A 26,975-nucleotide genomic window follows, 5' to 3' on the forward strand; every position below is an offset into this window, starting at 1 on the left:
GGGGTTGACCTCGAGTCGGGTCGAGGTCCGAGGGTGTTGGCATGACCTCCGTGACGAGCGCCCCGACCGTGTCCGACGACGCCGACCACGCCGCCGACCTGGCCGCCCTCCGGCGGGTGATCGCCGACGTCGAGACCGGGCTGAACACCAACGACGCCGAGCTGATGACCCGGCACTTCGCCGCGAACGCCGTGGCGGTGGGTGTGAACGGGCGCGCGACCGCCGGCCTCGACGCGCTGCGCGAGGTGCACGCGCAGGCGGTGACGGGCTTCCTGAAGGACCAGTACGCCCGCTACGAGATCGACGAAGTCACCTTCGTGCGGCCCGACGTCGCGCTCGTGCGCAAGCTGGCCCGCGCCGTCGACGCCGAGGGCACGCCGGTCGACCTCGACCACACCATGTCGGCGCTCTACGTGCTCGTGCGGGAGCAGGGGCGGTGGTGGATCGTGGCGCGGCAGAACACGCTGATCCCGCGCTGATCCCGGCGCTGATTGCCCGGCGCTGATCTCCCGGGGTGGGTCAGCCGCAGCCGCACGCCCCGCCGCAGCAGCCGCCTCCGCCGCCGCCCGAGGGGGCCATCGCGGGGGCGCCGCCGGCGCGGCCGCCGAGCGAGACGGTGGAGAGGAGCTTGACGGTGTCGCTGTGGCCGTGCGGGCAGTCGGCCGGGTCCGAGGCCGCGGCCATGGGGCGGTCGACCTCGAAGGTCGTGGTGCACTCGTGGCAGCGGAACTCGTAGCGCGGCATGGTCGAGAGGATACGTCGCGAGGTGCGCCGTGGTCACCGGCCGAGGCGGTGATCCACGGGCGGGCAGCGGAACGCTCGGTCTCCGGACGTTCCGCTGCCGGAACGGGGATCAGCGGGACATGTCGTCCGGGCTCCCCAGAACCTTGTCGAAGCCGTGCCGGAACGCGGCCCACTCGCGGCGGCGCGCGGCCAGGATCCGCTCGCCGAGCGGGGTGAGCCGGTAGTTCCGCCGGGCGGGGCCGAGCGTGATCAGCCGGTCGTTCTTCAGCCGGTGCAGGCGGTGGTAGGTGCCCTGCAGGGAGGGCTGGAACACCCCGTCGCTGCGTTCGCGGAGCAGGTCGTGCACCACGCGGCCGTTCTCCGGCCGCTCCTCGACGATCGCGAGGATCAGCAGGTCCAGCTGCCGGCCGTCGCGCAGCCGCACCTCGCCGTGGCGGGCCCGGCGTGCGGTCGGCTCGGTGCTCCGCCGGGTGCGGCGTGGCTCCGGGAGGCCGTTCCGCTCGTGACGACGGGTCGTGCCCGTTCGCGAGGGGGAGCGGCCGTTCATCGAGCCGTCCTCGGTGCGTGTGCGGTGGTCGGTGCTGTCGTCGGTGGCGATGGGATCGCTCCTCCGGTCTGCGGCGTCCGTGTCCGGCTCGGTGTCCGTGTCCGGCTCGCTGTCGGTGCCGGCTTCCGTGTCGGACTCGGTGTCCGTCTCCGTGCCGGTCCCTGTGTCGGTGACGGGGGCCGTGGCGGTGCCCGTGTCGGTCGCAATCTCGTCGTCGGTGTGGGTCACGGTGCCCTCGGCGTTGTCGGGGGCCGGGCGGCGCCGTCGTCGCACGGGACGCAACGCGGCCGCCGCGGAGCCGAAGGCCGAGGAGAGGTCCCGGGTCGACCTGCTCATGCCCGCGCCTTCCGACGGGTGCGCGGACGCTCGGCCTCCTCCGCCGCCTGCAGTGCCGACAGCACCTCGACGCCGAGGGCCCGGTAGTCGCCGGCGACGCTCGCGGCCGTCGCCGAGATCCGCTTCGTCCGGGTGCCCGAGCGCAGCTCCTCCCACCAGGCGGGCTGGGCGGCCGCCTCCACCTCGAGCTCGTGGGCGAGCTTGCCAAGGCGTCGCGCGTCCTGGGCGGTGCGCTCGGCGTGCCGGATGCTGGTCTCGAACCGGGGCGAGGAGCCGCCGAAGGCCTCGTCGATCGCGGCGAGGGCCTCACCCTGCACCGCCCGCGCGCGACTGCCCGTCGCGAACAGCACCACGCCGAGCAGCCCGAGCCGGGCGTTGATCTCGCGGGCGAGGGTGAACCGCTCGGCGACGAGCGTCATGCCGAGCAGCCCGCCGAGGTCGGACTTCGTGGGCATCAGGACCCAGCGCGCCGACGCCAGCGCGAGGTCGGTGAGGATCGTCGACTCCGGCGGGCAGTCCACGAACACCACTTCGTAGTCGCGCGCGACGGGCGCGAGGACGTCGCCCAGCACCCGGAAGGCGTCGCGCCCGTGGTTCTGGAGCCGGGAGACCATCACCGGGGTCAGGTCCTCGAGACGGGCGCCACCGCACACCACGTCGAGCTGCGGCCGGATGTCCGGCACCGGGCGCAGGGGGGTCCGGGCGATGATCGAGCCGAGCAGCCCGGCGCCCTCGTCGTCGATCTCCGAGCCGCGGTAGCCGAGGTCGTCGGCGAGGTTGGCCTGCCGGTTGAGGTCGACGAGCAGGCACCGGTAGCCCGCCCCGGCGAACTGCCCGCCCAGGTTCGCCGCGATCGAGGTCTTCCCGACCCCGCCCTTGTCGTTGACGATCGCGATCACGCGGGCGAGCGCGAACTCGCGCTCACGGTTGCTCGTGCGTCTGGCCACGGGCCACCTCCGCAGTCGTCGACGACGGGCGGCCGGGAACGCACCGCCCTCGGTGCAGCGTGCTGCGCTCGTACCCGACCGCGCGGACCGACACACCCCCTTACGACGACGGCGTCCACCCTGGTCAGCGGAAGCGCGCGATCGTCGCAAGGAAGGCTCGGCCGGGCGGCGCAGCGCTGCTCAGTCCGGGTCCGGCCCCCGGCCGCGCCGGCGGGCGGTGCGCTCCTTCCCGCCGCGTCCGGACGACCCGCCGCCGCTGCGCTGCGCCCGGCCCCCGCGGCTCGCCAGACCCCGTTGGCTCGTCACGCGCGACGGGCGCGTACGCGGGGTCAGGAGGTCGCGCAACTCGTCCTCGGAGGGGGTGTCGTGGTCGACGAGGCGCTCGGGTTCCTCGGCCTCGTCCTCGGGGCTGCCGTCGGCTTCCGCGGCGGCTTCCTCGTCCCTGCCGTCGTCAGCCTCCTCGTCGGCTTCGTCGTCGGAATCGTCCTCGACCTCGTCCTCCGCCGCGTAGTCCTCCTCGTCGGCGGACTCGTCCTCGTCGGCGGGCTCGTCCTCGTCCTCGTCGGCGGGCTCGTCCTCGTCGACGAGTTCGTCCTCGTCGGCGGGCTCGTCCTCATCGACGAGTTCGTCTTCGTCAGCGAGCTCTTCGTCGTCGGCGGGCTCGTCCTCGTCGACGAGTTCGTCTTCGTCGACGGGCTCGTCTTCATCGGCGAGTTCGTCCTCGTCGGCGGCTTCGTCGTCGACGAGCTCGTCTTCCCCGGAGTCGTCGTCCTCCTCGGCGAGCTCGTCGTCGTCGGCGCGCTCGTCCTCGTCGACCGGTCCGTCCTCGTCGACGTCGTCGTCCTCCTCGGTGTCGTCCGGGCCGGCCTCGGCGTCGGAGTGGGCGGCGGGCCCGTCGACGTAGTCCTCGTCGTCCTCGTCCTCGGCGGGTTCGTCGTCCTCGTCGGCCTCGTACTCTGCGTCGTCCTGGTCGTCGTACTCGGCGTCCTCGTCATCCTCGGCGACCTCGTCGGTCTCCTCCGAGTCGGCGGCGGAGTCCTCGTCGGCCACCTCGTCGGCGTCGTCCTCGGGCTCGTCGAGGTCGTCGGAGTCGTCGTACCCGGCTTCCTCCTCGTCCTCGTCGAGCTCGTCGTCGGCCTCGTCGTCGGCCTCGGCTTCGGCTCCGTCGTCGGCCTCGTCGCCCGCCTCGTCGTCGACCTCGTCCCGCTCCTCGTCGGACTCGTCCTCGGCGGGCTGGTCCTCGGCGGGCTGGTCCTCGTCGGACTCGACCTCGTCGGACTCGGCATCGTAAGACTCCTCGTCGGAGTCGTCGTAGGCGTCGTCGGAGTCCTCGTACTCCTCCTCCGGCTCCTCCGACTCCGCGTCCTCGTCCATGAGGTCCTCGGGGGTGACCTCGTCCTCCAGCTCGTCCGGGCCGGCCTCGGCCCCGGAGGCAGGGGCCCCCTCCTCGCCCTCGAGGTCGGCGTCGACCTGCGCCTCACCCGTCTCCTCGACCCGGATGCGCAGCGTCAGCTTCTTGCTGCCGAGCATGATGTAGCCGCTGATGTCGGCCAGGTCCGAAGACTGCGTCGGGTCAGCCATCGCGCCGCTCCCCACCGGTCGTGCGGGAGGCCCGCGCCGCCGCCACCATCCCCAGCAGGGCCGCGCTCGCCCCCGCGACCGGCGTCAACCACACCGGACCGGGCCGCCGGTGCGCGAACAAGAGCCTGCCCGCACCGCCGACCAGCGCCCCGACCGCGAGCCCGCGGCCGAGGTGTCGTCCCGTCGTCACCACGCGGTCCTCCTCCGTCTCGCGCGGCGGACCGGTCGCCGCCGCGCGCCGCCCACCCGGGCGGCGTGGGCGCGGGTGCCCGAGGGATCCGGAGGGGCAAACGGGAGGGGGTCGAAGTTCGGCCGTTCGCCCGACGGGTGCGGCCGACCGGCCGCGCTCAGCCCGGGATGCGCCGAAACAGCAGGAGCGAGTGCGGCGGGAGCGTGATGGTGCTGCGCGGGCGCAGCGGCCGCTCCGCGACCGGGCAGCCGTCCTCCTTCGTGCTGTCGAGCACCGGGAGCAGCGGCGAACCACCGCCCGGCAGCACGCACGCCGCGCCCGAGCCGCCGGCGTGCAGCAGGAACAGCCACTCCCCGGCGAGCAGGCCGAGGGAGCGGGCGTGGGCGTCGTGCCAGTCCTCGTGGGTGAGCGCCCGGCCGGAGGGGTGCCACCAGCGCACCTCCTCGTCGCGGAGGAAGCGGTCGCGGTGGAGGGCGGGGGAGGAGCGGCGGATGGCGGCGACCCGCGCGGTGAAGCGGGTCATCGCCTCGGCCGCCCCGGGGTCGAGCCCGTCGGGCGACCAGTCGACCCAGGTGGTCTCGTCGTCGAGGCAGTAGGCGTTGTTGTTGCCGTGCTGGGTCCGCCAGCGCTCGTCGCCGCCGAGGATCATCGGCGTCCCGATCGACAGCAGCAGGGTGCCGAGCATGGCCCGCGCGGTCGCCCGCCGCCGCGCCCGGACGACCGGCGACGACGACTCGCCCTCCACCCCGAAGTTCTGCGAGCGGTTGTCGTCCGTGCCGTCCCGGTTCTGCTCGCCGTTGGCCTCGTTGTGCTTGCGCTCGTAGGAGACGAGATCGCGCAGGGTGAAGCCGTCGTGCGCGGTCACGAAGTTGACCGACGCCCACGGCCGCCGCCCGGACAGGGCGTACAGGTCGGAGCTGCCGGTCACCCGCGAGGCCAGCTCGGCGATGTGGCCGTGGCCGCGGAAGAAGTCCCGTACCGCGTCGCGGTAGCGGCCGTTCCACTCCGACCATGCGACGCCGAAGCCGCCCACCCGGTAGCCCTCGCCGGTGGCGTCCCAGGGCTCGGCGATGAGCTTGCACGTGGACAGCACGGGGTCCTGCGCGATCGCCGTGAGCAGCGCGGAGTTCGGGTCGAACGGGCCGGAGTGCGGCCGGCCGAGCACCGACGCGAGGTCGATGCGGAAGCCGTCGACGCCGTAGCGGGTGACCCAGTGCCGCAGCGCGTCGCACACCAGGCGGATCACGGTGGGGGAGCCGGCGTCGAGGGTGTTGCCGGTGCCCGTGATGTCGGCGTCGTGGCCGAGCCCGCCCAGCGAGTAGTAGGCGCGGGCGTCGAGACCGCGGTAGGAGAGCGTGACGCCGCCGACCCCGCCCTCGCACGTGTGGTTGGGGACGAAGTCGAGGATCACCTCGATGCCGGCCGCGTGCAGGGCGTCCACCATGGACCGGAACTCGGTGGTCTCGGCGCCCGGGCTGCTCGCGTACCCGCTGTGCGGGGCGAGGAAGCCGAGCGTGGAGTAGCCCCAGTAGTTGCGGGCGCCGCGCTCGAGCAGTGAGGGCTCGGAGGCGCTCGCGCACACCGGCAGGAGTTCGACGGCGGTGACCCCGATCCGCTGGAGGTGCTCGACGACGGCCGGGTGCGCCAGTCCGAGGTACGTGCCGCGCAGCTCCGGCGGGACCTCGGGGTGCCGCGCGGTGTAGCCCTTCACGTGCAGCTCGGTGATCACGGTCTCGGACCACGGGACGTCCGGGCGCGGCGGCAGCGGTGTGCCGTCGGGCGCCTCGACCACGGACAACGGCACGGCGCCGAGCGAGTCGACCGTGCTCGGCGGGCCGGTCATCGGGTCGTCGACCCAGCCCCGGGCGGCGTCGAGGTCGGTGACGCGGCCGTCGATCCGCCGCGCGTACGGGTCGACCAGGATCTTGTGCGGGTTGTAGCGGTGGCCCTCCCAGGGGCGGTAGGGGCCGTGCACGCGGAAGCCGTAGCGCTGTCCCGGCCGGACGTCCGGCACGTGCCCGTGCCACACCCCGAAGGTCCGCTCGGTCAGCTCCACCCGCCGCTCGACGAGCTCGCCGGGCGCACCGTCCACCAGGCACACCTCGACGGCGTCCGCGCTGGTCGAGGCGACGGCGAAGCGCGCCCCGGTGTCGTCGACGTGGGCACCCAACGGGAAGACAGGCACGATCGGCGAGGATAAGGGGGTGAGTTCCCCCGGATCGCCCGCCGGCGCAGAAACCTCAGTGCAGAGCGTCACACCCGATCTGTCCGATCTCGTGATCCACATGGACGGGGTCAGCGTCCGCCGCGGGAAGACCGTGCTGCTCGACTCGGTCGACTGGCAGGTCGAGCTCGACGAGCGCTGGGTCGTCCTCGGGCCCAACGGCGCCGGCAAGACCACCCTGCTGCGCCTCGCCGCGGCCGAGATGCACCCGACGGCCGGCACCGTCGACGTCCTCGGCGAGCGGATGGGCCGGGTCGCGGTGTTCGAGCTGCGCCCGCGCATCGGCCTGACCTCGGCGAACCTCGGCATCCGGATCCCGGGCGACGAGGTCGTGTCCGACGTCGTCGTCAGCGCCGGGTACGGCGTGCTCGGCCGCTGGCGGGAGCGGTACGACTCGCTGGACACCGACCGGGCCGAGCACCTGCTCGAGCAGCTCGGCATGGCCGGGTTCGCCGACCGCGAGTACCGGACGCTGTCCGAGGGCGAGCGCAAGCGGGTGCTGATCGCCCGCGCACTGATGACCGACCCGGAGCTCCTGCTGCTCGACGAGCCCGCCGCCGGCCTCGACCTCGGCGGCCGGGAGGACCTCGTCTCCCGGCTCTCCACGCTGGCGCTCGACGCCGAGGCCCCGGCGTCGGTGCTGGTCACCCACCACGTCGAGGAGATCCCGCCCGGCTACTCGCACGGCCTGCTCCTGCGCGGCGGGAAGGTCGTGGCCGCGGGGCTGCTCGACGACGTCCTCACCGACGAGAACCTCTCCGCCACCTTCGGCCTGCCGCTCGCCGTGCAGCGCCGGCGCGGGCGGTACACGGCCTGGCTGCGCTGACCGGGAGCTGATCCGGGCCTCCCCGTCGGGTGAGCGGGCGGGGCCCGCTGCCCGGACGGCGGGTTAGGGTCCGGGCGTGACGGAATTCGTGAGGCTCGAGGTCGACAACGGGGTGGGCACGATCCGGCTGGACCGGCCGCCCATGAACGCGCTCAACCGGCAGGTCCAGGCGGAGCTGCTGCAGATCGCGCAGGAGGCCGCGACCAGGGCGGACGTCCGCGCAGTGATCGTCTACGGCGGCGAGAAGACGCTGGCGGCGGGCGCCGACGTCAAGGAGATGGCGACCATGTCCTACTCGGACATGGCCCCGCGGGCCCGCGCGCTCTCGGCCGGCCTCGGCGCGCTCTCGATCATCCCGAAGCCGACGGTCGCCGCGGTCACCGGCTACGCGCTCGGCGGCGGCCTCGAGGTCGCCCTCGGCGCCGACCGGCGCATCGTCGGCGACAACGCCAAGCTCGGCTTCCCGGAGATCCTGCTCGGCATCTTCCCGGGCGGCGGCGGCACCCAGCGGCTCGCCCGGCTGATCGGCCCGTCGCGCGCGAAGGACCTGATCTACACCGGCCGGTTCGTCGACGCCCAGGAGGCGCTGGCGATCGGGCTGGTCGACGAGGTCGTCCCCGCCGACGAGGTGTACACCCGCTCCGTCGAGTACGTCTCGCAGTTCACCTCGGGCCCCGCTCTGGCGTACGCCGCCGCGAAGAAGGCGATCGACGGCGGCCTGGACACCGACCTGCGCACCGGCCTGGACATCGAGTCGGAGCTGTTCGCGGGCGTGTTCGCCAGCGACGACGCCGCGATCGGCATGAAGTCGTTCGTCGAGAACGGCCCGGGCAAGGCGAGCTTCACCGGCCGCTGACCCCTGTGAGTGGCGATAGTCGCCATAGCGACTATCGCCACTCACGACCGATCGGAGGCCGGGTGAGCGCACGGGAGCTGGTGGTGCTGGGGACCGCGAGCCAGGCACCCACGCGGACCCGCAACCACAACGGCTACCTGCTCCGCTGGGACCGGGCCGGGCTCCTCTTCGACCCGGGCGAGGGCACCCAGCGGCAGATGCTGTTCGCCGGCATCGCGGCGAGCGCGGTCACCCGGATCTGCCTGACCCACATGCACGGCGACCACTGCCTCGGCGTGCCCGGCGTGGTGCAGCGGCTCTCCCTCGACGAGGTCCCGCACCCCGTGCACGCGCACTTCCCGGCGTCGGGCCAGGAGCACTTCACCCGGCTCCGGTACGCCACCTCCTACCGGGAGCGCGGGGACCTGCGCGAACACCCGCACGACCGGGACGGCGTGGTCGCCCGGGACGAGGCCGGCAGCCTCGAGGTCCGGCGGCTGGAGCACCCCGTCGAGGCCTTCGGCTACCGGCTCGTGGAGCCCGACGGCCGCCGCATGCTCCCCGAGGCCCTGGCCCGCGCCGGGATCACCGGCCCGCGGGTCCGCGAGCTGCAGGCCCGCGGGGAGCTCGACGGCGTGCGGCTGGAGGAGGTCAGCGCGCCGCGGCCGGGTCAGGTGTTCGCGTTCGTCATGGACACCCGGCTGTGCGACGGCGTGTACGCCCTGGCCGACAGGGCGGACATGCTGGTCATCGAGGCGACCTTCCTCGACGGGGACCGCGACCTCGCCCACGCCTACGGCCACCTCACCGCACGGCAGGCCGCGGCCGTCGCGGCCGAGTGCGGCGTGCGCACGCTCGTGCTCACGCACTTCTCCCAGCGCTACACCGAGCCGGGGCGGTTCGCCGCGGAGGCGCGGGAGGTGTTCGGCGGCGAGCTCGTCGTCGCCGAGGACCTGATGCGGGTGCCCGTGCCGCCGCGGGGGGTCGTCGGGCAGCCGACCTAGGAGCTCCGCCCCGCGCCGGCGTAGGCGTCCATCGACTCGACCAGCGCGTGCAGCCGGTCCCGGAGCGCGTCGCGCTCGTCGGCCTCGAGACCGAACGCCTCGGCCATCCCGACGGGCACCCCGAGCGCCCGGGCCTGCAGGTCCCGGCCCTCGTCGGTGAGCACGGCCTCCACGCCGCGCTCGTCGTCCGTCCGCCGGCGGCGCGCGATCAGCCCCGCCCCCTGGAGCCGCTTGAGCAGCGGTGTGACCGTGCCGTAGTCGAGGTGCAGGGCGGTGGCGACCTCCTTGACCGTGAGGCTCCCGTGCTTCCAGAGCAGGAGCATCACCAGGTACTGCGGGTAGGTCAGGCCCAGCTCGTCCAGCAGGGGCCGGTAGGCCGCCGTGACCGCGCGGGATGCCGCGTAGATCGCGAAGCACAACTGGTCCTCGAGCAGCATCGACTCGGTCCGTTCCACCTCGCCGACTGTATCACGCGCGCCACAGTAACTTGTGCACAAGTTAATTGAGGACTAGCTTTCTCGGCATCGGCCCGCGAGGGGCCCGAGCAGAACGGAGAACACGATGAGCGAGAAGATCGACCGGCCGGTGCTGGAGCCGGCGGCGCAGGCATTCGTCGAGGCCACGGCGACCCCGCCGTTCCTCTACCAGCTCGACCCCGTCGAGGGTCGCAAGGTCGTGGACGAGGTCCAGTCCGGAGAGATCGCGAAGCCCGCGATCGACGAGGAGTGGGTCGCCGTCGAGGGTGGACCGACCGGTCCGGTGAACGTGCGGATCGTGAAGCCGCAGGGCGCCTCCGGGCCGCTGCCGGTGGTCCTCTACATGCACGGCGGCGGCTGGGTGTTCGGCAACGCCCACACCCACGACCGGCTGGTCCGCGAGCTCGCCGTGGGCGCGGACGCCGCCGTGGTCTTCGTCGAGTACACGCCGTCGCCCGAGGCCCGCTACCCCGTCGCGATCGAGCAGGGCTACCGCGCCGCGCAGTGGATCGGCACGGACGGCGCCGCGCACGGGCTCGACGCGAGCCGGCTGGCCGTGGCGGGCGACTCGGTGGGCGGCAACATGACCGCCGCCCTCACGCTGATGGCCAAGGAGCGCGGAGACGTCACGTTCACCGCGCAGCTGCTCTTCTACCCGGTGACCGACGCGAACTTCGACACCGAGTCCTACCGGCGGTTCGAGACCGGCTACTTCCTGCACCGCGAGGGCATGAAGTGGTTCTGGGACCAGTACACGACGGACGAGGCCGAGCGCGCGCAGATCACCGCCTCACCGCTGCGGGCGACCACGGAGCAGCTCGCCGGGCTCCCGCCCGCGCTGGTGATCACCGACGAGGCGGACGTCCTCCGCGACGAGGGCGAGGCCTACGCGGACAAGCTCCGCGCCGCGGGCGTCGCGGTCACCTCGACCCGCTACCTCGGCATGGTCCACGACTTCATGATGCTGAACACCTTGCGGGGCAGCGGCGCGGCGACCTCCGCGATCGCCCAGGCCGTCGCCACCCTGAAGGCCGCGCTGCACGGCTGAGCGGTGTCGGCCCGGACGCGCCCTCGGGGTCGCGGACGGCCTAGGGTCCCTACCCATGAGTACGGACCAGGCTCCGAACCCGCACGCCACGGCCGAGCAGGTCGAGGCCGCCTGGCGCGATCCCAAGCTGGCCAACGTGCTCTACCACGACTGGGAAGCGGGCACGTACGACGAGAAGTGGTCGATCAGCTACGACGAGCGCTGCATCGACTACGCCGCCGGCCGCTTCCGCCTGGCCACCGGCTGGGACGGCCGCCCCTACGGGCACGCGCTGGAGCTGGGCTGCGGGACCGGGTTCTTCCTGCTCAACCTGATGCAGGCCGGCGTCGCGGAGAAGGGCTCGGTCACCGACCTCTCGCCGGGCATGGTGCAGGCCGCACTGCGCAACGCCGAGCACCTCGGCCTCCCGGTCGACGGGAAGGTGGCCGACGCCGAGACCGTCCCGTACCCGGACGACACGTTCGACCTGGTCGTCGGGCACGCGGTGCTGCACCACATCCCGGACGTCGAGCAGGCGTTGCGCGAGGTGCTGCGGGTGCTGAAGCCGGGCGGGCGGTTCGTGTTCGCCGGCGAGCCCACCACGATCGGCGACGCCTACGCCCGCAAGCTCTCGCAATGGACGTGGAGGGCCGCGACCACGGTCACCAGGCTGGGCCCGCTGCAGGGGTGGCGACGCCCGCAGGCCGAGCTCGACGAGTCCAGCCGGGCCGCCGCCCTCGAGGCGGTCGTCGACATCCACACCTTCGACCCGGCCGAGCTGGAGCGCATGGCCGAGCGCGCCGGCGCGCGCGAGGTCCGCGCCGTCACCGAGGAGCTCACCGCCGCGATGCTCGGCTGGCCGGTGCGGACCTTCGAGGCGGCCGTGCCCGCGGGCAAGCTGGGCTGGAACTGGGCGATGTTCGCCTACCACTCCTGGCAGCGGCTCTCGAAGCTCGACGCCGTGCTCGGCAGGGTGGTCCCGCGGGCCTGGTTCTACAACGCGCTGATCTCCGGCACCAAGCCCCGGTAGGACTACGGATCCGGGGCCGCGCCCGGAACTGCAAGCTGGGCCGTGTGTTCCGCCCCGCTCCCGTTCCCGCCACACTGATCGACGTGGAACGCCCGCTCGAGCCGCTGTGGCGCGGCGTCGTCGTCTACCGCGTGCTCACGCTGGTCACGGTGATCGGGGTGTCCGCCTTCCACATGAGCGACTACGCCTCGCCGCTGGGCGCGGGGCTGGTGCTCGCGGTGATGACGGTGTGGACCGCGGTCCTCGCCCGCGGCTGGCTGGTCGGCGCGGACGAGCGGCGCGGTCCGCTCGCGCTCGCCGACCTCGCCGTCAGCGCGGGGATCATGCTCACGACGCCGCTGATCGTCACCGATGCCCAGCTCGACGCCTCGGCGCCGGGCATGGGCTCGATCTGGACCTCCGGCGCGGTGCTCGCCTGCGCGGTCGCGTACCGGATCCCCGGGGGCGTGGTCGCGGCGGCGGTGATCTCCGCTGCGCTGGTGCTCGCCAAGTCCCGGGCCACCCTGACCGAGCTCAACGACATCCAGATCCTCGTGCTCGCCGGCCTCACCGTCGGGTACGCCTCGTCGGTGCTGCGCCGGGCCGCCGAACGCGTGCGCCGGGCCGTCGCCGAGGAGGCGGCCGCGGCGGAACGGGAGCGGCTGGCCCGCGCGGTGCACGACGGCGTGCTGCAGGTCCTCGCGCACGTCGGGCGGCGCGGGGCGGAGCTCGGCGGCGCCGCGGCCGAGCTCGGCACGCTCGCGGGGGAGCAGGAGGTCGCCCTGCGGACCCTGCTGACCAGCGGCAACGCGCAGGTCGACGCCGAGGGGCGGCGCGACCTCGCCGCCACGCTGCGGGCGCTGGCGTCGGGCCGGGTGACCGTGTCCGCGCCCGCGCACCCGATCGACCTGCCGGCCGCGACGGTCGGGGAGCTCGACGCCGTGGTCCGCGCCGCGCTGGCCAACGTCGAGCGGCACGTCGGCGCCGACGCCCCGGCCTGGGTCCTCGTCGAGGAGCTCGACGGGGCGATCGAGATCAGCGTGCGCGACGACGGCCCCGGCATCCCCGCAGGCCGCCTCGCGGAGGCGGAGGAGCAGGGCCGGCTCGGGGTGGCGCGCTCGATGCGCGGCCGCGTCGAGGAGCTCGGCGGCACCCTCGGCCTCGACACCGGGCCCGGCCGCGGCACCGAGTGGACGATCCGGATCCCCGCCAGGGCGGAGAAGTGCAGGGAGAGCGTGTGACCGTGACCGTCATGGTGGTCGACGACCACCCCATCTGGCGCGAAGGCGTGGCCCGCGACCTCGGCGAACGCGGCCTCGAGGTGGTGGCCACCGCGCCCGACGCCGGCGCCGCCGTCCGGATCGCCCCCGCCGTCCGGCCGCAGGTCGTGCTCATGGACCTCAACCTCGGCGAGACGTCCGGGGTCGACGCGATCGCCGGGATCGTCGAGACGCTCCCGGACACCAAGGTGCTGGTGCTCTCGGCCAGCGGGGAGCACGCCGACGTGCTGGAGGCGCTCAAGGCCGGCGCCACCGGCTACCTGGTCAAGTCGGCGAGCGCCGAGGAGCTGGTCGACGCGGTGTGCCGCACCGCCGAGGGCGTCCCGGTGTTCACGCCCGGGCTCGCGGGGCTGGTGCTCGGCGAGTACCGCCGCCTCGCCCAGCGGCCGGCCGGGGAGCCCGCGGTGCCGGCGCTCACCGACCGCGAGACCGAGGTGCTGCGGCTGGTCGCGAAGGGCCTCACCGCGAAGCAGATCGGGGAGCGGCTGGTGGTCTCGCACCGGACCGTGGAGAGCCACGTGCAGAACACGCTGCGCAAGCTGCAGCTGCACAACCGCTCGCAGCTCGTCCGCTACGCCCTCGAGCAGGGGCTGGCCGACGATTAGGCGAGTCCGTGCTCGATCGCGTACCGGACCAGCGCGGCCCGGCCCGGGACGTCGAACTTCCGCAGGGTTCGCTGGATGTGGTTCTCCACCGTCCGCGGCGAGAGCACGAGCCGGGTCGCGATCTGTCGGGCCGTGAGCCCCGCGACCACGAGCCGCAGCACCTCGGACTCCCGCTCGGTGAGCCGGGGTGTCGCGGCGTCCACCGCCGTGGCGGCCGCGTCCAGGGCCCGCTCGGCCAGTCCCTCGCCGAAGGCCGGCCCGCCGGCGGCCGCCGCCCGCAGGACCTCGGCGAGGGCCGGGTCGTCGCGCAGGACATAACCGGTCGCCCCCGCCCGGACGACGTCGAGCACGAGCTCCGGCCCCGTGCCCGTCCCGACGACGGGAAGATCGGGCAGCTCCGCGGCGAGCGTCTCGACGGCGTGCAGGGCGGCGGGTCCGGCATCGGCGTCGACCAGCACGACCTGCGGCCGGTGCGCCCGGGCCGCGGCGGGGGCGTCGGCGGGCGGGACGGCGGCGCACACCGCGACCCCGGGGACCGGCAGGTCCCCGACGACGAGTACCGCCAGCTCCACCCCGGCCCCCTTCCCTGAGAAGAGGATCATGCCGAGCGGATTCCGGCCCGGGGAGTGCCGGAGGTCCGGAATCACCGTTTCGGAGCACGACCGCCGGGTGATCAGTCCTTGAGCCGCGCCGCGATGTCGGCGAGCACGGCCTCGACGTCGGCGTCCAGGGCCACCGCGACCGGCGGCCCGGGGGCGTCCGGCTGGCCGTCGGGCACGACGACTCCGCGCGCCGGCCCGAGATCGCACGCCACGAGCAGCGGCATCGGCGTGGTGTGCAGGATGTCGGGGCGGATCGCCTCCATCAGCGCGACGGCATCGTGCAGGGCGACGACGTCGCGGCCGTAGTGCTCGCGGAAGGCGGCCCGGTAGGCCGCGATCACGTCGGCGAGCACCGCCCCGGTGGGACCGCCCGCAGCGAGCCCCGCGACCCAGTCCGCGCCCGCGGCGCAGCGCAGCGTGAGATCCAGCGGCACCAGCGTGACGGGCACCTCGGGCTGGGTGAGGACGCGGTGGGCGGCCTCCGGGTCGGCGTAGACGTTGAACTCCGCGGCGGCCGCGGTGTTGCCGCCGCGCAGCGAGCCGCCCATGATCACGAACCGGCCGACCCGGTCGGCCAGCTCGGGATGGGCGGCGAGCAGCACGGCGCAGTTGGTGAGCGGCCCGATCGCGGCGATCGTGACCGGCTCGGTGGCGGCGCGCAGCACGTCGGCCATGAGCTCGACAGCCGGGCGCGGGTCCAGCGGGACACCGTCCGGCAGCGTGCCCGCGCGCCCGCCGAGCCCGTCCGCGCCGTGCCAGCGGGCGGCCCGCTCGAGCTGCGGGTGCACCAGCGGGCGCGCCGCGCCGCGGGCGACCGGGACGTCCGGCCGCCCGGCCAGCGCGACGAGCCGCTGCGCGTTGGGCAGGGTGTGCTCGAGCCCGACGTTGCCGAACGTGGCCGTGACCGCGCGGACGTCGAGCTCCGGGCTGCGCAGCGCGAGGACGAGGGCCACGGCGTCGTCCACGCCCGGGTCGGTGTCGAGGATCAGCGGCGTCGGCACCGCACGAACCTACTCACTCGCTGCGGGTCGGCTCGCTCTCGTTCTCGCGGTCGAGCTCACGGGCGGCGTCGTCGGTGGCACCGGAGTCGTTCCGGTCGCTCGTCGTGCGCGGGTTGCCCTCGTGGTCGTAGTCGCCGCGGGCGGTGCCCGCGCCGTCGCCGGTCAGCGCGGACTCCGCGCCCTCGTCGCCGGGGGCGTCGCCGGTGCGCTCGGTCATGGGACCTCCGTCTGCTCGTGTCCGTGATCGGTGTCGGTGGGTCTGCTTCCCCGGACCGGTCGCCGGGCAAACGCGGGCCCCGGTTTAGGGTCGGCCATGACCTCGATGTGGGGCGCCCCGATCCGGGAGCGCTGGGCGCGTCGGCGCCGCGACCCGGAGCAGGTCCGCTTCCTCACCGTCGCCTCGCTGCGCTGGGTGCTGCGGCACCGCGCCTGGACGCCCTGGTACCTGATCCGCTACTGGCGGCTGCTGCGCTTCCGCGCCGCCAACCCGCACGTCGTGCTGCGCGGCATGGTGTTCCTCGGGCGCGACGTCGAGATCGTCGCCCGGCCCGGGTACGGGCGGCTGGAGATCGGCCGCTGGGTGCACATCGGCGACGGCAACTCGCTGCGCTGCCACGAGGGCTCGATGCGGATCGGGGACAAGGTGGTCCTCGGCCGGAACAACACGGTCAACTGCTACCTCGACGTCGAGATCGGGGCCGCCTCGATCGTGGCGGACTGGGTCTACGTGACCGACTTCGACCACCGGACCTCCGACGTGCACGTCCCGATCAAGGACCAGGGCATCGTCAAGGCGCCGGTCCGGATCGGGCCGGACACCTGGATCGGGGTGAAGGTCTCGGTGCTGCGGGGCTCGCGGATCGGCCGCGGCAGCGTGCTCGGCGCGCACGCGGTGGTCCGCGGGGACATCCCGGAGTACTCGATCGCGGTGGGCACGCCCGCGCGGGTCGTCCGGAACCGGGTCGAGGACTACGAGGCCGCGGCGGCCGAGCGGGCCGCGGTCGCGGACATGGCCCGCAAGCAGCGCGCGGCGGTGGAGCGGCGGCTCAACCGGGCGTGAGGACGTTGCCCGACGGGATCTTCGGGCGGGGGAGCTCCTGTGGGCCGCCGTGGGGCGCCACCGCGTAGACCTCGGCCGTGCGGGCGGCGATGCCGCGCCAGGAGAAGTCGGTGCGCAGCCGCGACCGCGCCGCGCGGGCCCGCCCGGCCGCGGCCCGGGGGTCGGCGAGCGCCCGGTCGACGGCGGCGGCGAGGGCCGGGATGTCGCCCGGCGGGAAGGACCAGCCGGTCTCGCCCTCCACGACCAGCTCACCGAGCCCGCCCGCGGTCGACGCCACCAGCGTGGCGCCCGCGGCCGCGGCCTCCAGCGCCACGATGCCGAACGGCTCGTAGCGGCTGGGCAGCACGACGGCGTCGGCGGCGGCGAGCAGGGCGGCCAGGTCGCCGTCGGGCAGGTGCCCGGTGAAGGTCGCCGCCCGGCCGACCCGGTGCCGCCGCGCCTCGGACCGCAGGAAGTCCCGCTGGGTGCCGGTGCCCGCTACGAGCAGCCGGGCGCCGGGGTGCCGGCGCCGGATGCGCGGCAGCGCGGCGAGCAGGTCCTGCACGCCCTTCTCGTACTCCAGGCGCCCGACGAACAGCAGCAACGGTGCATCCCCGGGCGCGTACCGGTCCCGCACGGCCGCGGCGCGCTCGCGGCCGACCCGCCAGCCCCGGGCGTCGATGCCGTTGTGGACCACGTGGATCGCGTCCGGGTCGAGGTCGAAGAGCTGGGCGGCCTCGGCCCGCATCGCCCCGGAGCAGGTGACGACGGCGTCCGCCCGGTTCGCCAGCGCCCACTCCACCGAGTGCACCTGCCGGTTGAGCGGGGCGGACAGCCAGCCCGCGTGCCGGCCCGCCTCCGTGGCGTGCACGGTGGCGACCAGGGGCACGCCCAGGACGTCGGCCAGCGTGGTGGCGGGGTGGGCGACGAGCCAGTCGTGCGCGTGCACGACGTCCGGCCGCCAGTCGCCGAGCCGGGTCAGCGCGGTGCGGACGAGGGTGTGGCCCATCGCGAGCGTCCAGGCCACCATGTCGCGCGCGAACTCCAGGTGCGCCGGGTCCTCGGCGGCGCGCAGCACACGGATGCCGCGGGTGCGCCGGTCGGTGGTGGGGTGGGTGCCCGCGTCCGTCCCGGCCGGCTGCCGGGTGAGGACGACGACCTCGTGCCCGGCCGCCGCGAGCTCGCGGGCCAGCGCGTGCACGTGCCGGCCCAGCCCGCCGACCACGACCGGCGGGTACTCCCACGACACCAGCAGCACGCGCATCGCGGCTGATCCTGGCAGGCCGTCGCCTGATGGTTACCGTCGGGTAGGGATCGCGTGGCCCGCCGGTCGCCCGCCGGTCACGGCTACGGTGGCCCCTCGCACGCCGGACGGACCGGAGGGGTGGATGCGAGGACGCGGAGGAGCGCCGGCGCTGCTGGCCGCGGTGCTCCTCGTCCTCGGTTGTGGCTCCGCCTGTGCCACCTCGCCTCCGCCGCCCGATCCGCCCGCCCGGCCCACCCCGACCGAGCCCGCCGCCGTCGGGGCGTTGTTCGAGGGGCCCGCGACCGACCTCGGCGACCACTACTGCAGCGGGTCCGTGGTCGACAGCCCGGCCGGCGACCTCGTGCTCACCGCGGCGCACTGCGTGGCGGCCGGCGACGGCACGCCCGCACGCACCGGCATGTCGTTCGTCCCCGGCTACCACGACGGCGTCCGGCCCCACGGCGTGTGGACCGTGGCGAGCGCCGCCGTGGACCCGCAGTTCCTCGCCGACGGCGATCCGGACTTCGACGTCGCCTTCCTGACCGTGCAGCCCGCCGACGGCGCCGGGCCGGTCGAGGACGTCACCGGCGGCTTCCCGATCGCCTTCGACCCCGGCGCGGGCGACGCCGTCCGGGCGATCGGCTACCCGGACGAGGACGACGGCCCGACCGTCCGCTCCGGTGTCACGCAGCAGTTCTCGCCGACCCAGCTGGTGCTGCCCGCGCCCGGGCTGGAGGACGGGACCAGCGGCGGGCCCTGGCTGCGCGCGGGCGCGGCCGGGCCCGAGATCGTCGGGCTGACCGGCGGGTACGAGCAGGGCGGCTACTCCTTCGACACCTCGTACTCGACCTACTTGGCGGGGTCCTTCGTGGCGCTGCGGGACCAGGCGGCGCAGGCTCCGGGCTGACCCGAACCCCGACCCGCACCCGGACTCGGACCCTGGCTCACACCCGCAGCCGCCGGGCGTCGACGTGCCCGAACGGCGCCGGCTCCCAGCCGGCGACGAGTGCGGCGGCCTCCTCCCGCCGGCCCTCGTCGAGCAGGTGGGCGAGGGCGAACGCCCGGTCCGCGTGCCGGTGGGCGCGCTCGCGGGCGTAGTCGACCGTGGAGCCGGTGGTGACCATGAAGGCCCAGTCGCTGGAGAGGGCGAGCAGGGCCTGCTCGGCGAGCGCGTCGAGCAGCGGGTCGCGGGCGAACGACCGCCCCTTGCCGACGGCCGTGAGCAGCGCGTCCTGCACGCGGGCGTTCAACTCGACCAGGTCGGTGACCGCCGCGCCGGCCCACACCCGCCAGTCCTTGCCCGAGCCCCACGACGACGGCGGCAGGTCCACCGGCTCCCCGATCAGGCCCGGGTCGGCCAGCGCGCCGCGCACCGTCGTCACCCGCACCCCGGCCTCGGGCAGGGCCCGCAGCACCGCCTCCAGCCACGCCGGGCCCTCGTGCCACCAGTGCCCGAACAGCTCGGTGTCGAACGCGGCCACGGTCAGCGCGGGCCTGCCGTGCTTCGCCCGCAACGCGTCGAGCCGGGCGCCGACGGTCGCGACGAAGTCCGCCGCGTCCCGCTCCACCTGCGCCGCGGCGCGCGCGGGGGAGTACGGCGCCTTCTCGTGCGGCGGCACGTCGGGGCCGGTGACCCGGGCGGGCTTGAGGCCCGACGCGTGGTCGTAGGTGTGGAAGTCGCGGTGGTCGCGGTGCCCCGGGTAGCCCTTGCGCGGCGACCAGACGCGGTAGGTGACCTCGAGGTCGCGGCCGACGCAGACGACGTCGGACGTCCCGACCGGGCGGGCGAAGCCCGTCCCGCCGTGCAGCGCGGGCCCGTCGACGAGGAAGTGGGTCACCCCCGCGGCGGCGTACTCCTGCTCCATCCCGGGCGCGAAGCCGCACTCCGGCGCCCAGATCCCGGCGGGTGGGGCGCCGGTCCGCCACCGGGCGTCGGACAGGCCCGCCTCGAGGGCGAACCCGCGGACGCGCGGATCGAGCAACGGGCCGAACGGGTGCGTGGCCGGCCCGCCCAGCAGCTCGACGACGCCCTCGAGGGACCGGAACACGGGCGAGCCGCCGTGCTGCCAGTGCGTCTCGAACTCGGTCAGGGCCGCCGCCGCGCGCCGGTGCTCGTAGGCGGCCAGGTCCGGCAGCCGGGGCGCGGCCTCGTGCGCCCGAAGCTGCCAGGTGGCCAGCCAGGTGTGCACGCCCCGCAGGCAGTGCGGGTCGTCGAGCTGGGCGGCGAGGACGGGCGTGACACCGAGGGTCAGCAGGTCGCGCCGGCCCTCCGCGGCGAGCCGGCGCAGCACGTCGAGCAGCGGGAGGTAGGCCTGCGCCCAAGCCTGGTAGAGCCACTCCTCGCCCACCGGCCACCGGCCGTGGTGCGCGACCCAGGGCAGGTGGCTGTGCAGGACCAGGCAGAAGGTGCCCCTCACGGTCGGCTCGCCGTCACCAGCAGGTCGAGGCTCGCGTCGAGGTCGTCCGGGGTGAGGAGGAAGTCGTCGACGGTCACGGACGCGACGTCGGCGAGCAGGTCCGCCGGCCAGGCCCCGCCGGCGACCGCGACGGCCACCTGGGCGTCGACCAGCGAGCCGCCGTGCCGCGCGTCGAGCTCGCGCAGCCGCGGCCCGTGGTGCAGGCCGAGCAGCTCGACGTCCGTGAACCCGGCCTCCGCGACCAGCCCGGCCAGCTCGGCAGGGGCCAGCTCGCGGGTGTGGAAGGGGTTGAGCGGGGTGTCCCGGCCGGGGGAGAAGGTGAGCCGGTTCGGCGTGGACACCGTGATCCGCCCGCCGGGCCGCAGCACGCGGAGGCACTCGCGCAGGAACAGCCCCTGGTCCCAGAGGTGCTCGATGACCTGCAGCGAGACCACGGCGTCGAGCCGGGCGTCGGGCACGGGCAGGGCGACCAGGTTGGCCCGCGCGATCCCGACGCGGGGATAGCGCCGGGCGACGTGCGCGGCGGTGGGTGCGTCGTAGTCGAGCCCGACGACCCGCTCGGCGACGCCCGCGAGCAGGTCCGCGCCGTAGCCCTCGCCGCAGCCCGCCTCCAGCACCACCGCGCCCTCGCACAGCGGGAGCAGCGCCGCGTAGACGACCTCGTGCCGGCGGAACCAGTAGTTCTCCTCCGGGATCCCGGGCACGGTCCGCTCGCCGGTCAGCGGGAGGGACGAGGTGCTCACGGGGCCTCCGGTCGGTCGGGGCGGACGGTCCCGACGACGAAACCACGTGGGCGGCGGCGGCCGGCCGCCGGGCCCGGCACACGCGTCAGGTGGTGCGGGGGTCGGGGCCGGGGTCGTTCGACACGGTGACCACGCCGCCGACCGACTCGTTCAGCCAGGCCAGGAGCGTGTGGTCGTCGAGCGTGAGGGGGACCTCGGGGCCGCCCCAGCCGAGCCGGGTGACGGGGCGGTGGGCGAGGGCGTCGTCGAGGAGGAGGGCGAGGCCGTCGGTCAGCAGGACGGTCACGCCCTCGTGCGTGATCTCGCGGGTGCCCTCCTCGGGGTCGCCTGCGGCCAGATCGGAGCCGGTCCGCACGACGTACCCCTGACCCGTGCGGTCGTCGTAGCCCGTCACCAGCACGCGCGCACCCCCGTCCGCCGGCGCGGCGCCGGCACGGGGATCCTAGGGCGGACGGCCCGCTGCGGAGCCGGACACCGCCCCTGCCCCGACGCGGGGAATGTCACTCCGCGGGGGCCGAACCCCTGCTGGTGAGGGGGCTGGTGAGCAGGCTCACCCCGGGCGCCGTTTGCTGTTCGGATACCGCACGGTAACAATCGGGCCCAGGTCAGACGGCATGCCGCGGCCCCTGAGGGCCCCGATCCACGGGGCTCCGCGGGCGGCGCGGGGCCGGCGGACCGGTGGTCCGGGCGGTGTCGTGCCGGCCGCGGACGGGGCCGGCGAACCCGGCGTCACCCGCCCGCGTCGCGACGGCGCACGCAGCCGGGATCGACGCTAGGTTCGCACGCAGGTTTTGGCAGGCGAGAAGCCGTGGCACCCCCTCGCAGGAGCGGGGGCGGCCGCCGCGCAACCGGCAGGAGGTCGAAGAGGTCCGATGAACATCGTCGTGCTGGTCAAGCAGGTGCCGGACACCTACTCCGAGCGGAAACTGTCCTCGGGCGACCACACCCTGGACCGGGACGCCACGGACGCGGTGCTGGACGAGATCGACGAGCGTGCGGTGGAGTCCGCGCTGCAGCTCAAGGAGGCCAACGACGGGTCCGAGGTGACCGTCGTGGCGATGGGCCCGGACCGGGCCACGGACGCGATCCGCAAGGCGCTGTCGATGGGTGCGGACAAGGCGGTGCACCTGTCGGACGAGGCGCTGCACGGCTCGTGCGCGGTGCAGACGACCAAGGCGCTGGCCAAGGTGATCGGCACCCTGGGTGAGGTGGACCTGATCCTGGCCGGGAACGAGGCCTCGGACGGGCGGATCGGCGCGATCCCAGCGATGGTGGCCGACGTGCTGGGGCTGCCGTCGCTGACCCACGCCCGCGAGCTGACCGTGGACGGCTCCACGGTGACGGTGCGCCGGGAGACCGACGACGGGGTCACGGTGCTGTCCACCGAGCTGCCCGCCGTGGTGTCGGTGAACGAGAAGATCAACGAGCCGCGGTACCCGTCGTTCAAGGGGATCATGGCGGCGAAGAAGAAGCCGGTCACCACGCTGACGTTGGCCGACGCCGGGATCGACGCCTCCGAGGTCGGGCTGGCCTCCGCGCTGACCACGGTGACCTCCTCGCAGCCCAAGCCGCCGAAGTCCGGTGGCGAGAAGGTCGAGGACGAGGGCGACGGCGGCGCGAAGATCGCGCAGTTCCTGGTCGGCCAGAAGCTGATCTGACCCACCCCGGACGAGACTTTTCGAGAAGAGGCACACAGGCATGGCTGAGGTTCTGGTCCTCGTCGACCATCTCGACGGGGAGATCAAGAAGAGCACGTTCGAGCTGCTGACCGCGGCCCGCGCGCTGGGCGAGCCGTCCGCGGTGGTAGTCGGCCCGGCCGGGTCGGCCGGGAAGCTGTCCGAGGGCCTGAAGGCCCACGGCGCGGCGAAGATCTACATCGCGGAGACCGACTCCAGCGACTTCCTGACCCCGCAGGTGTCGGTGCTGGCCTCGCTGGTCGAGTCCAAGGACCCGGCCGCGGTGCTGATCGGCGTGTCGGCGGACGGCAAGGAGATCGCCGGCCGGCTGGCCATCAAGACCAACTCCGCGCTGCTCGGCGACGTCGTGGGGGTGTCCCCGGAGGGCGGCACGCACTCGGTGTTCGGTGGGGCGTTCATCGCCGAGGCCAAGGCCAACACCGGCCACCCGGTGTTCACCCTGCGCCCGGGCTCGGTCGAGGTCGAGCAGGCCGACGGCGCGGGTGCCGAGGAGACCGTCGAGGTCCCGGCCGCGTCGGGTCGGTCTGCCACGGTGCAGTCGCGGGAGCCGGTGACCGGCGGGGACCGCCCGGAGCTGACCGAGGCCTCGGTGATCGTGTCCGGTGGGCGTGGTGTCGGGTCGGCGGAGCAGTTCTCCGTGGTCGAGGGCCTGGCCGACTCGCTCGGCGCCGCTGTCGGTGCGTCGCGTGCCGCGGTGGACTCGGGGTTCTACCCGCACCAGTTCCAGGTCGGGCAGACCGGCAAGACGGTGTCCCCGCAGCTCTACATCGCGCTGGGGATCTCGGGTGCGATCCAGCACCGGGCCGGGATGCAGACCTCGAAGACGATCATCGCGGTCAACAAGGACCCCGAGGCGCCGATCTTCGAGATCGCCGACTTCGGCGTGGTGGGCGACCTGTTCAAGGTCGCGCCGCAGCTGCAGGAGGAAGTCACCAAGCGCAAGAACTGACCTGCGCAGAGGTCGTCGCGCGGCCCCGCCCCCGTCACTCCGGGGGCGGGGCCGCCGCCGTTCTCGCCCCGGGCCACCTGCAGGGCTCGCTTCCAAGATCGGCGAAACGGTGTGGTCAAGGCGCTTCGCGCCGCCCCTGCCGCCCCCACACGACGATCATGAGGCGGGCCGAGCGTCGTCGCGCCTCCAAGTGCTGCGCCGGCCGCCTACCGACCGCCGCCGACCAGCCGAGTGCCGCTGCACCAGGCCTCGCCGCCCTCAAGATCGGCGGTTCGGTGCGCTGAGGGTGCTGTGCGTCGCCACTACCGCACACGGACGACGATCATGAGCGGGCAGGACTCGCGGCCTCGGAATGCTGCGCCAGCGCCTGCCGGCCGCCGCCAACCCCACTGCGCGCCGCTGCACCAGGTCGCGCGGCCGCCTCAAGATCGGCGGTTCGGTGCGTCCAAGGCTCCCAGCGCCGCCCCCACTGCACCCGAACCCCGATCTTGGTCGCCCTCGCTCAGCCCCACCTCACTCGTCGGGGTGACGGCGCGGGGAGGTTCACCGGGCCTTCACGCCCGGGTCGCCGCCGGTGGCGCGCCTGTTCGGACCCGGCCGATACCAAGCACCCGTGACCTCATCCCAGGTTCTGGTCCGGACGCCCGAGGCGGCGGCCACGCGCTACTCGCTGCTGCTGACCACCGACTCCGAGGACGTCGAGGCCGCCCAGCGGCTCCGCCACCGGGTGTTCGCCGAGGAGCTCGGTGCGCGGCTCGACTCCCTGCGCCCGGGCCTCGACGCCGACCGCTTCGACGAGTTCTGCGACCACCTCGTGGTGCGCGAGGACGCGACGGGCGAGGTCGTCGGCACCTACCGCATGCTCCCGCCGCGCCGGGCGCGCGCCGCGGGCGGCCTCTACTCCGACGGCGAGTTCGACCTGACGGCCCTCGACCCGATCCGGTCGGGGCTGGTCGAGACGGGCCGCTCCTGCGTGCACCCCGACCACCGGGCGGGCGCGGTCGTCGGGCTGGTGTGGGCCGGGATCGCCCGGTACATGCTGCTCACCGGCAATCGCTGGCTCACGGGCTGCGCGAGCGTCCCGCTCGACGACGGCGGCGCGCTGGCCGCCGGGGTCCGCGACACCGTCTTCGCCTCACACCTCTCCCCGGCCGAGTACCGCGTGACGCCGCACCAGCCGTGGGACGCGGAGGCCGCGACCCGGCACCGCCGCACCGCGCTGCCGCCGCTGCTGCGCGGCTACCTGCGGCTCGGCGCCTGGGTGTGCGGGGAGCCGGCCCACGACCCGGCCTTCGGCTGCGCCGACTTCCTGGTCCTCCTCGGCCTCGACCACGCCGACCAGCGCTACCTCCGCTTCTTCCTGGGCGAGCAGTGAGCGAACCGACCGCGCGCCTCGCCGGGCGAGCAGTAAGCGAGCGGACCGCGGACTCGCTCACCACAGCCCTGCGCCTCCGGCGCGCGGTTCCCGCACCCCCGGAGCACCTTCCGCCCGCAGCCCTCCGCACCCTCCACCCCACCCACCCCGGCCTCCCGCCCGTCGCGGACCGACCGGCCTGGGCGCCCTGCTCGCCCTGCGGCCCCGACTGCCTCCCCGCCGCCGGGCGCCGGGCCGATCCGAGGGCCGCCCTCCGCGTCGCACGCCGGCTCGCCGCGCTGGTCGCACTCCTGCTCGTCGCCCTGCCGGTCCTTCTCGTCGGGCCGAACCCGCGGCTGTTCCGGGCCGTGCTGCGCGCCGCCGGCGTCCGCCTCCGGGTCCGGGGCACCACCTACGGGCGCGGCGGGGTGCTCGTCGTCGCCAACCACCTGTCGTGGATCGACGTCGTGGCCCTCGGCGCCGTCGCCCCGGTCCGGATGATCGCGAAGCGGGAGGTGGCCGACTGGCCGCTGGTCGGCGCGATCGCCCGCCGCACCGGCGCGCTGTTCGTCGACCGGGGCGGCCTCCGCGGGCTGCCGGACGTCGTCGCCGGGACCGCGACCGCACTGCGCGGCGGTGCGGTGGTCGGCGTCTTCCCCGAGGGCACGACCTGGTGCGGCTCGGCGTCGGGGCCCTTCCGGCGGGCCCCGTTCCAGGCCGCGCTCGACGCCGGACGCCCGGTCCGGCCCGTCCGCATCGACCTCGCCCTGCCCGACGGCAGGCCCACCACCGCGGGCGCGTTCGTGGGCGACGAGACCCTCTGGGACTCGCTGCGGCGGGTCCTGCGGCTCGAGCGCCTGGACTGCACGCTCACCCTGCTGCCCCCGCTGCCTCCCGAGGGGGACCGGCGCACGCTCGCCGCGCGGGCCGAACGGGCGGTCACGACGGCCCGGTAGCCACCCGGGTGGAAGGGCCGTACCGCGGTCCGGCGTCTACCCTGAACGGCGATGAACGACCAGGAGACCGCGCCCACCAGGGGAGCCCGACGCCGAGCGGGGTCCCGGCCGTGACGTACCTGGACCACGCGGCCACCACCCCGATGGTGCCCGAGGCCGTCGCCGTGATGGCGGAGGCCATGGCGCGCACCGGGAACGCGTCGTCGCTGCACTCCGCCGGCCGCCGCGCCCGGCGGGAGGTCGAGGAGTCCCGCGAGGGCATCGCCGCGGCGGTCGGCGCCCGGCCGTCGGAGGTCGTGTTCACCACCGGCGGGACCGAGAGCGACAACCTGGCCGTCAAGGGGATCTTCTGGGCCCGTCGTGCCGCCGATCCCCGCCGCACGCGGGTGCTGGTCTCGGCCATCGAGCACCACGCGGTCCTCGAGTCGGCCGAGTGGCTCGTCGAGCACGAGGGCGCCGAGCTGGTCCTCCTCCCGGTCGACGCCGCCGGCCGCGTCCGCCCGGAGGTGCTGCGCGCCGCGATCGAGGAGGCGCCCGAGGCCACCGCGCTGGTCTCCGTGATGTGGGCGAACAACGAGGTCGGCACGGTCAACCCGATCCGTGAGCTCGCCTCGGTCGCGCACGGGTACGGCGTACCGATGCACACGGACGCGGTGCAGGCCGTCGGCATCCTGCCCATCGACTTCGGGGCGAGCGGCGTGGACGCGCTGACCCTGACCGGACACAAGCTCGGCGGACCCTACGGCGCCGGCGCGCTGCTGCTCGGGCGCGAGGTCGGCGCGGTCCCGCTGCTGCACGGCGGCGGCCAGGAGCGCGACGTCCGCTCCGGCACCCTCGACACCCCCGCCGTCCTCGGCCTGGCCACCGCCGTGCAGAAGGCGGTCGCCGACGCCCCGCGCCGCGCCGCCGTGCTCACCGGCCTGCGGGACGAGCTGGTGAACCGGATCCGCGCGGTCGTCCCCGACGCCACGCTCAACGGCGACCCGGGCACCGCCGTGATCGACGGCGGCCCCTCCCGCCTGCCCGGCAACGCGCACCTCAGCTTCCCCGGCTGCGAGGGCGACAGCCTGCTCATGCTGCTCGACGCGCACGGCATCGAGTGCTCCACCGGCTCGGCCTGCACCTCGGGCGTCGCCCAGCCCAGCCACGTGCTGCTGGCCATGGGCGCGAGCGAGGCGGTGGCCCGCGGCTCGCTGCGGTTCTCGATGGGGCACACCACGACCGAGGCGGACGTCGCCGCGGTCGTCGACGTCATCGGTCCCGTCGTCGAGCGGGCCCGCCGGGCCAGCGCGGGCGGCACCCGCCGGCGGGAAGCCGCCGGCAGCTCGTGAGGCGGTTCC

Annotated in this window: 29 protein-coding genes; 15 read left to right on the top strand and 14 right to left on the bottom strand. The window is 74.8% G+C overall.

Annotation, left to right across the window (positions count from 1 at the left end; genetic code table 11):
- Positions 1–41 precede the first annotated feature (41 nt).
- The gene (locus PKE99_RS09875) at positions 42–479 is read left to right on the top strand and encodes an SgcJ/EcaC family oxidoreductase (protein WP_037044791.1); all 438 of its coding nucleotides are present in this window, start codon (positions 42–44) and stop codon (positions 477–479) included.
- A gap of 40 nt (positions 480–519) precedes the next feature.
- Here the strand turns inward: PKE99_RS09875 and PKE99_RS09880 are convergent, their stop codons facing one another.
- The 6 genes from PKE99_RS09880 to glgX form a co-directional block, all read right to left on the bottom strand.
- A complete protein-coding gene (locus PKE99_RS09880; RefSeq protein ID WP_037044793.1) occupies positions 520–744 on the bottom strand; it encodes a zinc ribbon domain-containing protein in 225 nt (74 codons plus the stop codon).
- Between the two features lie 109 nt (positions 745–853).
- Positions 854–1,627 (bottom strand): PadR family transcriptional regulator, encoded by a 774-nt coding sequence (locus tag PKE99_RS09885; protein WP_037044794.1) that lies wholly within the window; start codon positions 1,625–1,627, stop codon positions 854–856.
- The gene (locus PKE99_RS09890; RefSeq protein WP_037044795.1) at positions 1,624–2,574 is read right to left on the bottom strand and encodes a ParA family protein; all 951 of its coding nucleotides are present in this window, start codon (positions 2,572–2,574) and stop codon (positions 1,624–1,626) included. Before PKE99_RS09890 ends, PKE99_RS09885 begins: the two co-directional genes overlap by 4 nt.
- 180 nt (positions 2,575–2,754) lie before the next feature.
- Positions 2,755–4,155, bottom strand: a complete 1,401-nt coding sequence (locus PKE99_RS09895; protein ID WP_156067478.1) for an ATPase — start codon at positions 4,153–4,155, stop codon at positions 2,755–2,757.
- Positions 4,148–4,345 carry a hypothetical protein gene (locus PKE99_RS09900; protein ID WP_156067480.1) on the bottom strand — a complete coding sequence of 66 codons (198 nt, stop codon included), beginning with the start codon at positions 4,343–4,345 and terminating at the stop codon, positions 4,148–4,150. Before PKE99_RS09900 ends, PKE99_RS09895 begins: the two co-directional genes overlap by 8 nt.
- A 157-nt stretch (positions 4,346–4,502) precedes the next feature.
- A complete protein-coding gene (gene glgX / locus PKE99_RS09905; RefSeq protein ID WP_051737290.1) occupies positions 4,503–6,530 on the bottom strand; it encodes a glycogen debranching protein GlgX in 2,028 nt (675 codons plus the stop codon).
- A gap of 100 nt (positions 6,531–6,630) precedes the next feature.
- Between glgX and PKE99_RS09910 the strand changes: the two genes are divergently transcribed.
- The 3 genes from PKE99_RS09910 (at position 6,631) to PKE99_RS09920 (ending at position 9,234) form a co-directional block, all read left to right on the top strand.
- Entirely contained in the window at positions 6,631–7,395 is a 765-nt protein-coding gene (locus PKE99_RS09910; RefSeq protein ID WP_051737327.1) for an ABC transporter ATP-binding protein, read from the top strand.
- A 76-nt stretch (positions 7,396–7,471) separates the two neighbouring features.
- A complete protein-coding gene (locus PKE99_RS09915) occupies positions 7,472–8,251 on the top strand; it encodes an enoyl-CoA hydratase/isomerase family protein (RefSeq protein WP_037044800.1) in 780 nt (259 codons plus the stop codon).
- A gap of 62 nt (positions 8,252–8,313) precedes the next feature.
- On the top strand, positions 8,314–9,234 hold the full coding sequence (locus tag PKE99_RS09920) for a ribonuclease Z (protein ID WP_037044803.1): 921 nt from the start codon (positions 8,314–8,316) through the stop codon (positions 9,232–9,234).
- Here the strand turns inward: PKE99_RS09920 and PKE99_RS09925 are convergent.
- Complete coding sequence (locus tag PKE99_RS09925; RefSeq protein ID WP_037044806.1) at positions 9,231–9,671, bottom strand: MarR family winged helix-turn-helix transcriptional regulator; 441 nt, start codon at positions 9,669–9,671, stop codon at positions 9,231–9,233. The two genes, PKE99_RS09920 and PKE99_RS09925, sit on opposite strands and share 4 nt — an antisense overlap.
- 124 nt (positions 9,672–9,795) lie before the next feature.
- Between PKE99_RS09925 and PKE99_RS09930 the strand changes: the two genes are divergently transcribed.
- The 4 genes from PKE99_RS09930 (at position 9,796) to PKE99_RS09945 (ending at position 13,631) form a co-directional block, all read left to right on the top strand.
- Positions 9,796–10,758, top strand: a complete 963-nt coding sequence (locus tag PKE99_RS09930) for an alpha/beta hydrolase (protein WP_037044809.1) — start codon at positions 9,796–9,798, stop codon at positions 10,756–10,758.
- A gap of 55 nt (positions 10,759–10,813) precedes the next feature.
- Positions 10,814–11,767 (top strand): class I SAM-dependent methyltransferase, encoded by a 954-nt coding sequence (locus tag PKE99_RS09935; protein ID WP_037044813.1) that lies wholly within the window; start codon positions 10,814–10,816, stop codon positions 11,765–11,767.
- An 83-nt stretch (positions 11,768–11,850) separates the two neighbouring features.
- The gene (gene macS, locus PKE99_RS09940; RefSeq protein WP_051737328.1) at positions 11,851–12,987 is read left to right on the top strand and encodes a MacS family sensor histidine kinase; all 1,137 of its coding nucleotides are present in this window, start codon (positions 11,851–11,853) and stop codon (positions 12,985–12,987) included.
- Positions 12,988–12,998: 11 nt separating this feature from the next.
- A complete protein-coding gene (locus PKE99_RS09945; RefSeq protein WP_197040597.1) occupies positions 12,999–13,631 on the top strand; it encodes a response regulator in 633 nt (210 codons plus the stop codon).
- On the opposite strand, the gene PKE99_RS09950 is transcribed toward PKE99_RS09945, so the two are convergent.
- The 3 genes from PKE99_RS09950 to PKE99_RS09960 all read right to left on the bottom strand — a co-directional run bounded on the left by PKE99_RS09950 (position 13,628) and on the right by PKE99_RS09960 (position 15,451).
- Positions 13,628–14,233: a helix-turn-helix transcriptional regulator gene (locus PKE99_RS09950; RefSeq protein ID WP_081924079.1), complete on the bottom strand. Its 606-nt coding sequence runs from the start codon at positions 14,231–14,233 to the stop codon at positions 13,628–13,630. The two genes, PKE99_RS09945 and PKE99_RS09950, sit on opposite strands and share 4 nt — an antisense overlap.
- 71 nt (positions 14,234–14,304) lie before the next feature.
- The gene (locus tag PKE99_RS09955) at positions 14,305–15,234 is read right to left on the bottom strand and encodes a nucleoside hydrolase (RefSeq protein WP_037044815.1); all 930 of its coding nucleotides are present in this window, start codon (positions 15,232–15,234) and stop codon (positions 14,305–14,307) included.
- Between the two features lie 13 nt (positions 15,235–15,247).
- Positions 15,248–15,451 (bottom strand): hypothetical protein, encoded by a 204-nt coding sequence (locus PKE99_RS09960; protein ID WP_037044818.1) that lies wholly within the window; start codon positions 15,449–15,451, stop codon positions 15,248–15,250.
- Positions 15,452–15,547: 96 nt separating this feature from the next.
- Between PKE99_RS09960 and PKE99_RS09965 the strand changes: the two genes are divergently transcribed.
- Positions 15,548–16,294 carry an acyltransferase gene (locus PKE99_RS09965; protein WP_037044821.1) on the top strand — a complete coding sequence of 249 codons (747 nt, stop codon included), beginning with the start codon at positions 15,548–15,550 and terminating at the stop codon, positions 16,292–16,294.
- Here the strand turns inward: PKE99_RS09965 and PKE99_RS09970 are convergent.
- Complete coding sequence (locus PKE99_RS09970; protein ID WP_037044824.1) at positions 16,281–17,537, bottom strand: glycosyltransferase family 4 protein; 1,257 nt, start codon at positions 17,535–17,537, stop codon at positions 16,281–16,283. The two genes, PKE99_RS09965 and PKE99_RS09970, sit on opposite strands and share 14 nt — an antisense overlap.
- A 124-nt stretch (positions 17,538–17,661) precedes the next feature.
- Between PKE99_RS09970 and PKE99_RS09975 the strand changes: the two genes are divergently transcribed.
- The gene (locus tag PKE99_RS09975; protein ID WP_063739733.1) at positions 17,662–18,426 is read left to right on the top strand and encodes a trypsin-like serine peptidase; all 765 of its coding nucleotides are present in this window, start codon (positions 17,662–17,664) and stop codon (positions 18,424–18,426) included.
- Between the two features lie 37 nt (positions 18,427–18,463).
- On the opposite strand, the gene PKE99_RS09980 is transcribed toward PKE99_RS09975, so the two are convergent.
- From PKE99_RS09980 to PKE99_RS09990, 3 genes are all read right to left on the bottom strand, one after another.
- The gene (locus PKE99_RS09980) at positions 18,464–19,936 is read right to left on the bottom strand and encodes a 1,4-alpha-glucan branching protein domain-containing protein (RefSeq protein ID WP_037044827.1); all 1,473 of its coding nucleotides are present in this window, start codon (positions 19,934–19,936) and stop codon (positions 18,464–18,466) included.
- Entirely contained in the window at positions 19,933–20,679 is a 747-nt protein-coding gene (locus PKE99_RS09985; RefSeq protein ID WP_037044829.1) for a class I SAM-dependent methyltransferase, read from the bottom strand. The genes PKE99_RS09980 and PKE99_RS09985 overlap by 4 nt, the downstream gene beginning before the upstream one ends.
- An 85-nt stretch (positions 20,680–20,764) precedes the next feature.
- Complete coding sequence (locus PKE99_RS09990) at positions 20,765–21,079, bottom strand: hypothetical protein (RefSeq protein WP_037044830.1); 315 nt, start codon at positions 21,077–21,079, stop codon at positions 20,765–20,767.
- Between the two features lie 472 nt (positions 21,080–21,551).
- On the opposite strand from PKE99_RS09990, the gene PKE99_RS09995 reads away from it, so the two are divergent.
- The 5 genes from PKE99_RS09995 to PKE99_RS10015 all read left to right on the top strand — a co-directional run bounded on the left by PKE99_RS09995 (position 21,552) and on the right by PKE99_RS10015 (position 26,966).
- Complete coding sequence (locus PKE99_RS09995; protein WP_037044833.1) at positions 21,552–22,337, top strand: electron transfer flavoprotein subunit beta/FixA family protein; 786 nt, start codon at positions 21,552–21,554, stop codon at positions 22,335–22,337.
- A gap of 40 nt (positions 22,338–22,377) precedes the next feature.
- On the top strand, positions 22,378–23,325 hold the full coding sequence (locus PKE99_RS10000) for an electron transfer flavoprotein subunit alpha/FixB family protein (protein ID WP_037044836.1): 948 nt from the start codon (positions 22,378–22,380) through the stop codon (positions 23,323–23,325).
- 613 nt (positions 23,326–23,938) lie between these two features.
- The gene (locus PKE99_RS10005) at positions 23,939–24,700 is read left to right on the top strand and encodes a GNAT family N-acetyltransferase (RefSeq protein WP_037044839.1); all 762 of its coding nucleotides are present in this window, start codon (positions 23,939–23,941) and stop codon (positions 24,698–24,700) included.
- A complete protein-coding gene (locus PKE99_RS10010) occupies positions 24,697–25,635 on the top strand; it encodes a lysophospholipid acyltransferase family protein (RefSeq protein ID WP_231498177.1) in 939 nt (312 codons plus the stop codon). The genes PKE99_RS10005 and PKE99_RS10010 overlap by 4 nt, the downstream gene beginning before the upstream one ends.
- Positions 25,636–25,754: 119 nt before the next feature.
- On the top strand, positions 25,755–26,966 hold the full coding sequence (locus PKE99_RS10015; RefSeq protein ID WP_425566538.1) for a cysteine desulfurase family protein: 1,212 nt from the start codon (positions 25,755–25,757) through the stop codon (positions 26,964–26,966).
- Positions 26,967–26,975 lie beyond the last annotated feature (9 nt).

The sequence above is a fragment of the Pseudonocardia halophobica genome (assembly GCF_027922425.1).
GTDB classification, from domain to species: Bacteria; Actinomycetota; Actinomycetes; order Mycobacteriales; family Pseudonocardiaceae; genus Pseudonocardia; species Pseudonocardia halophobica.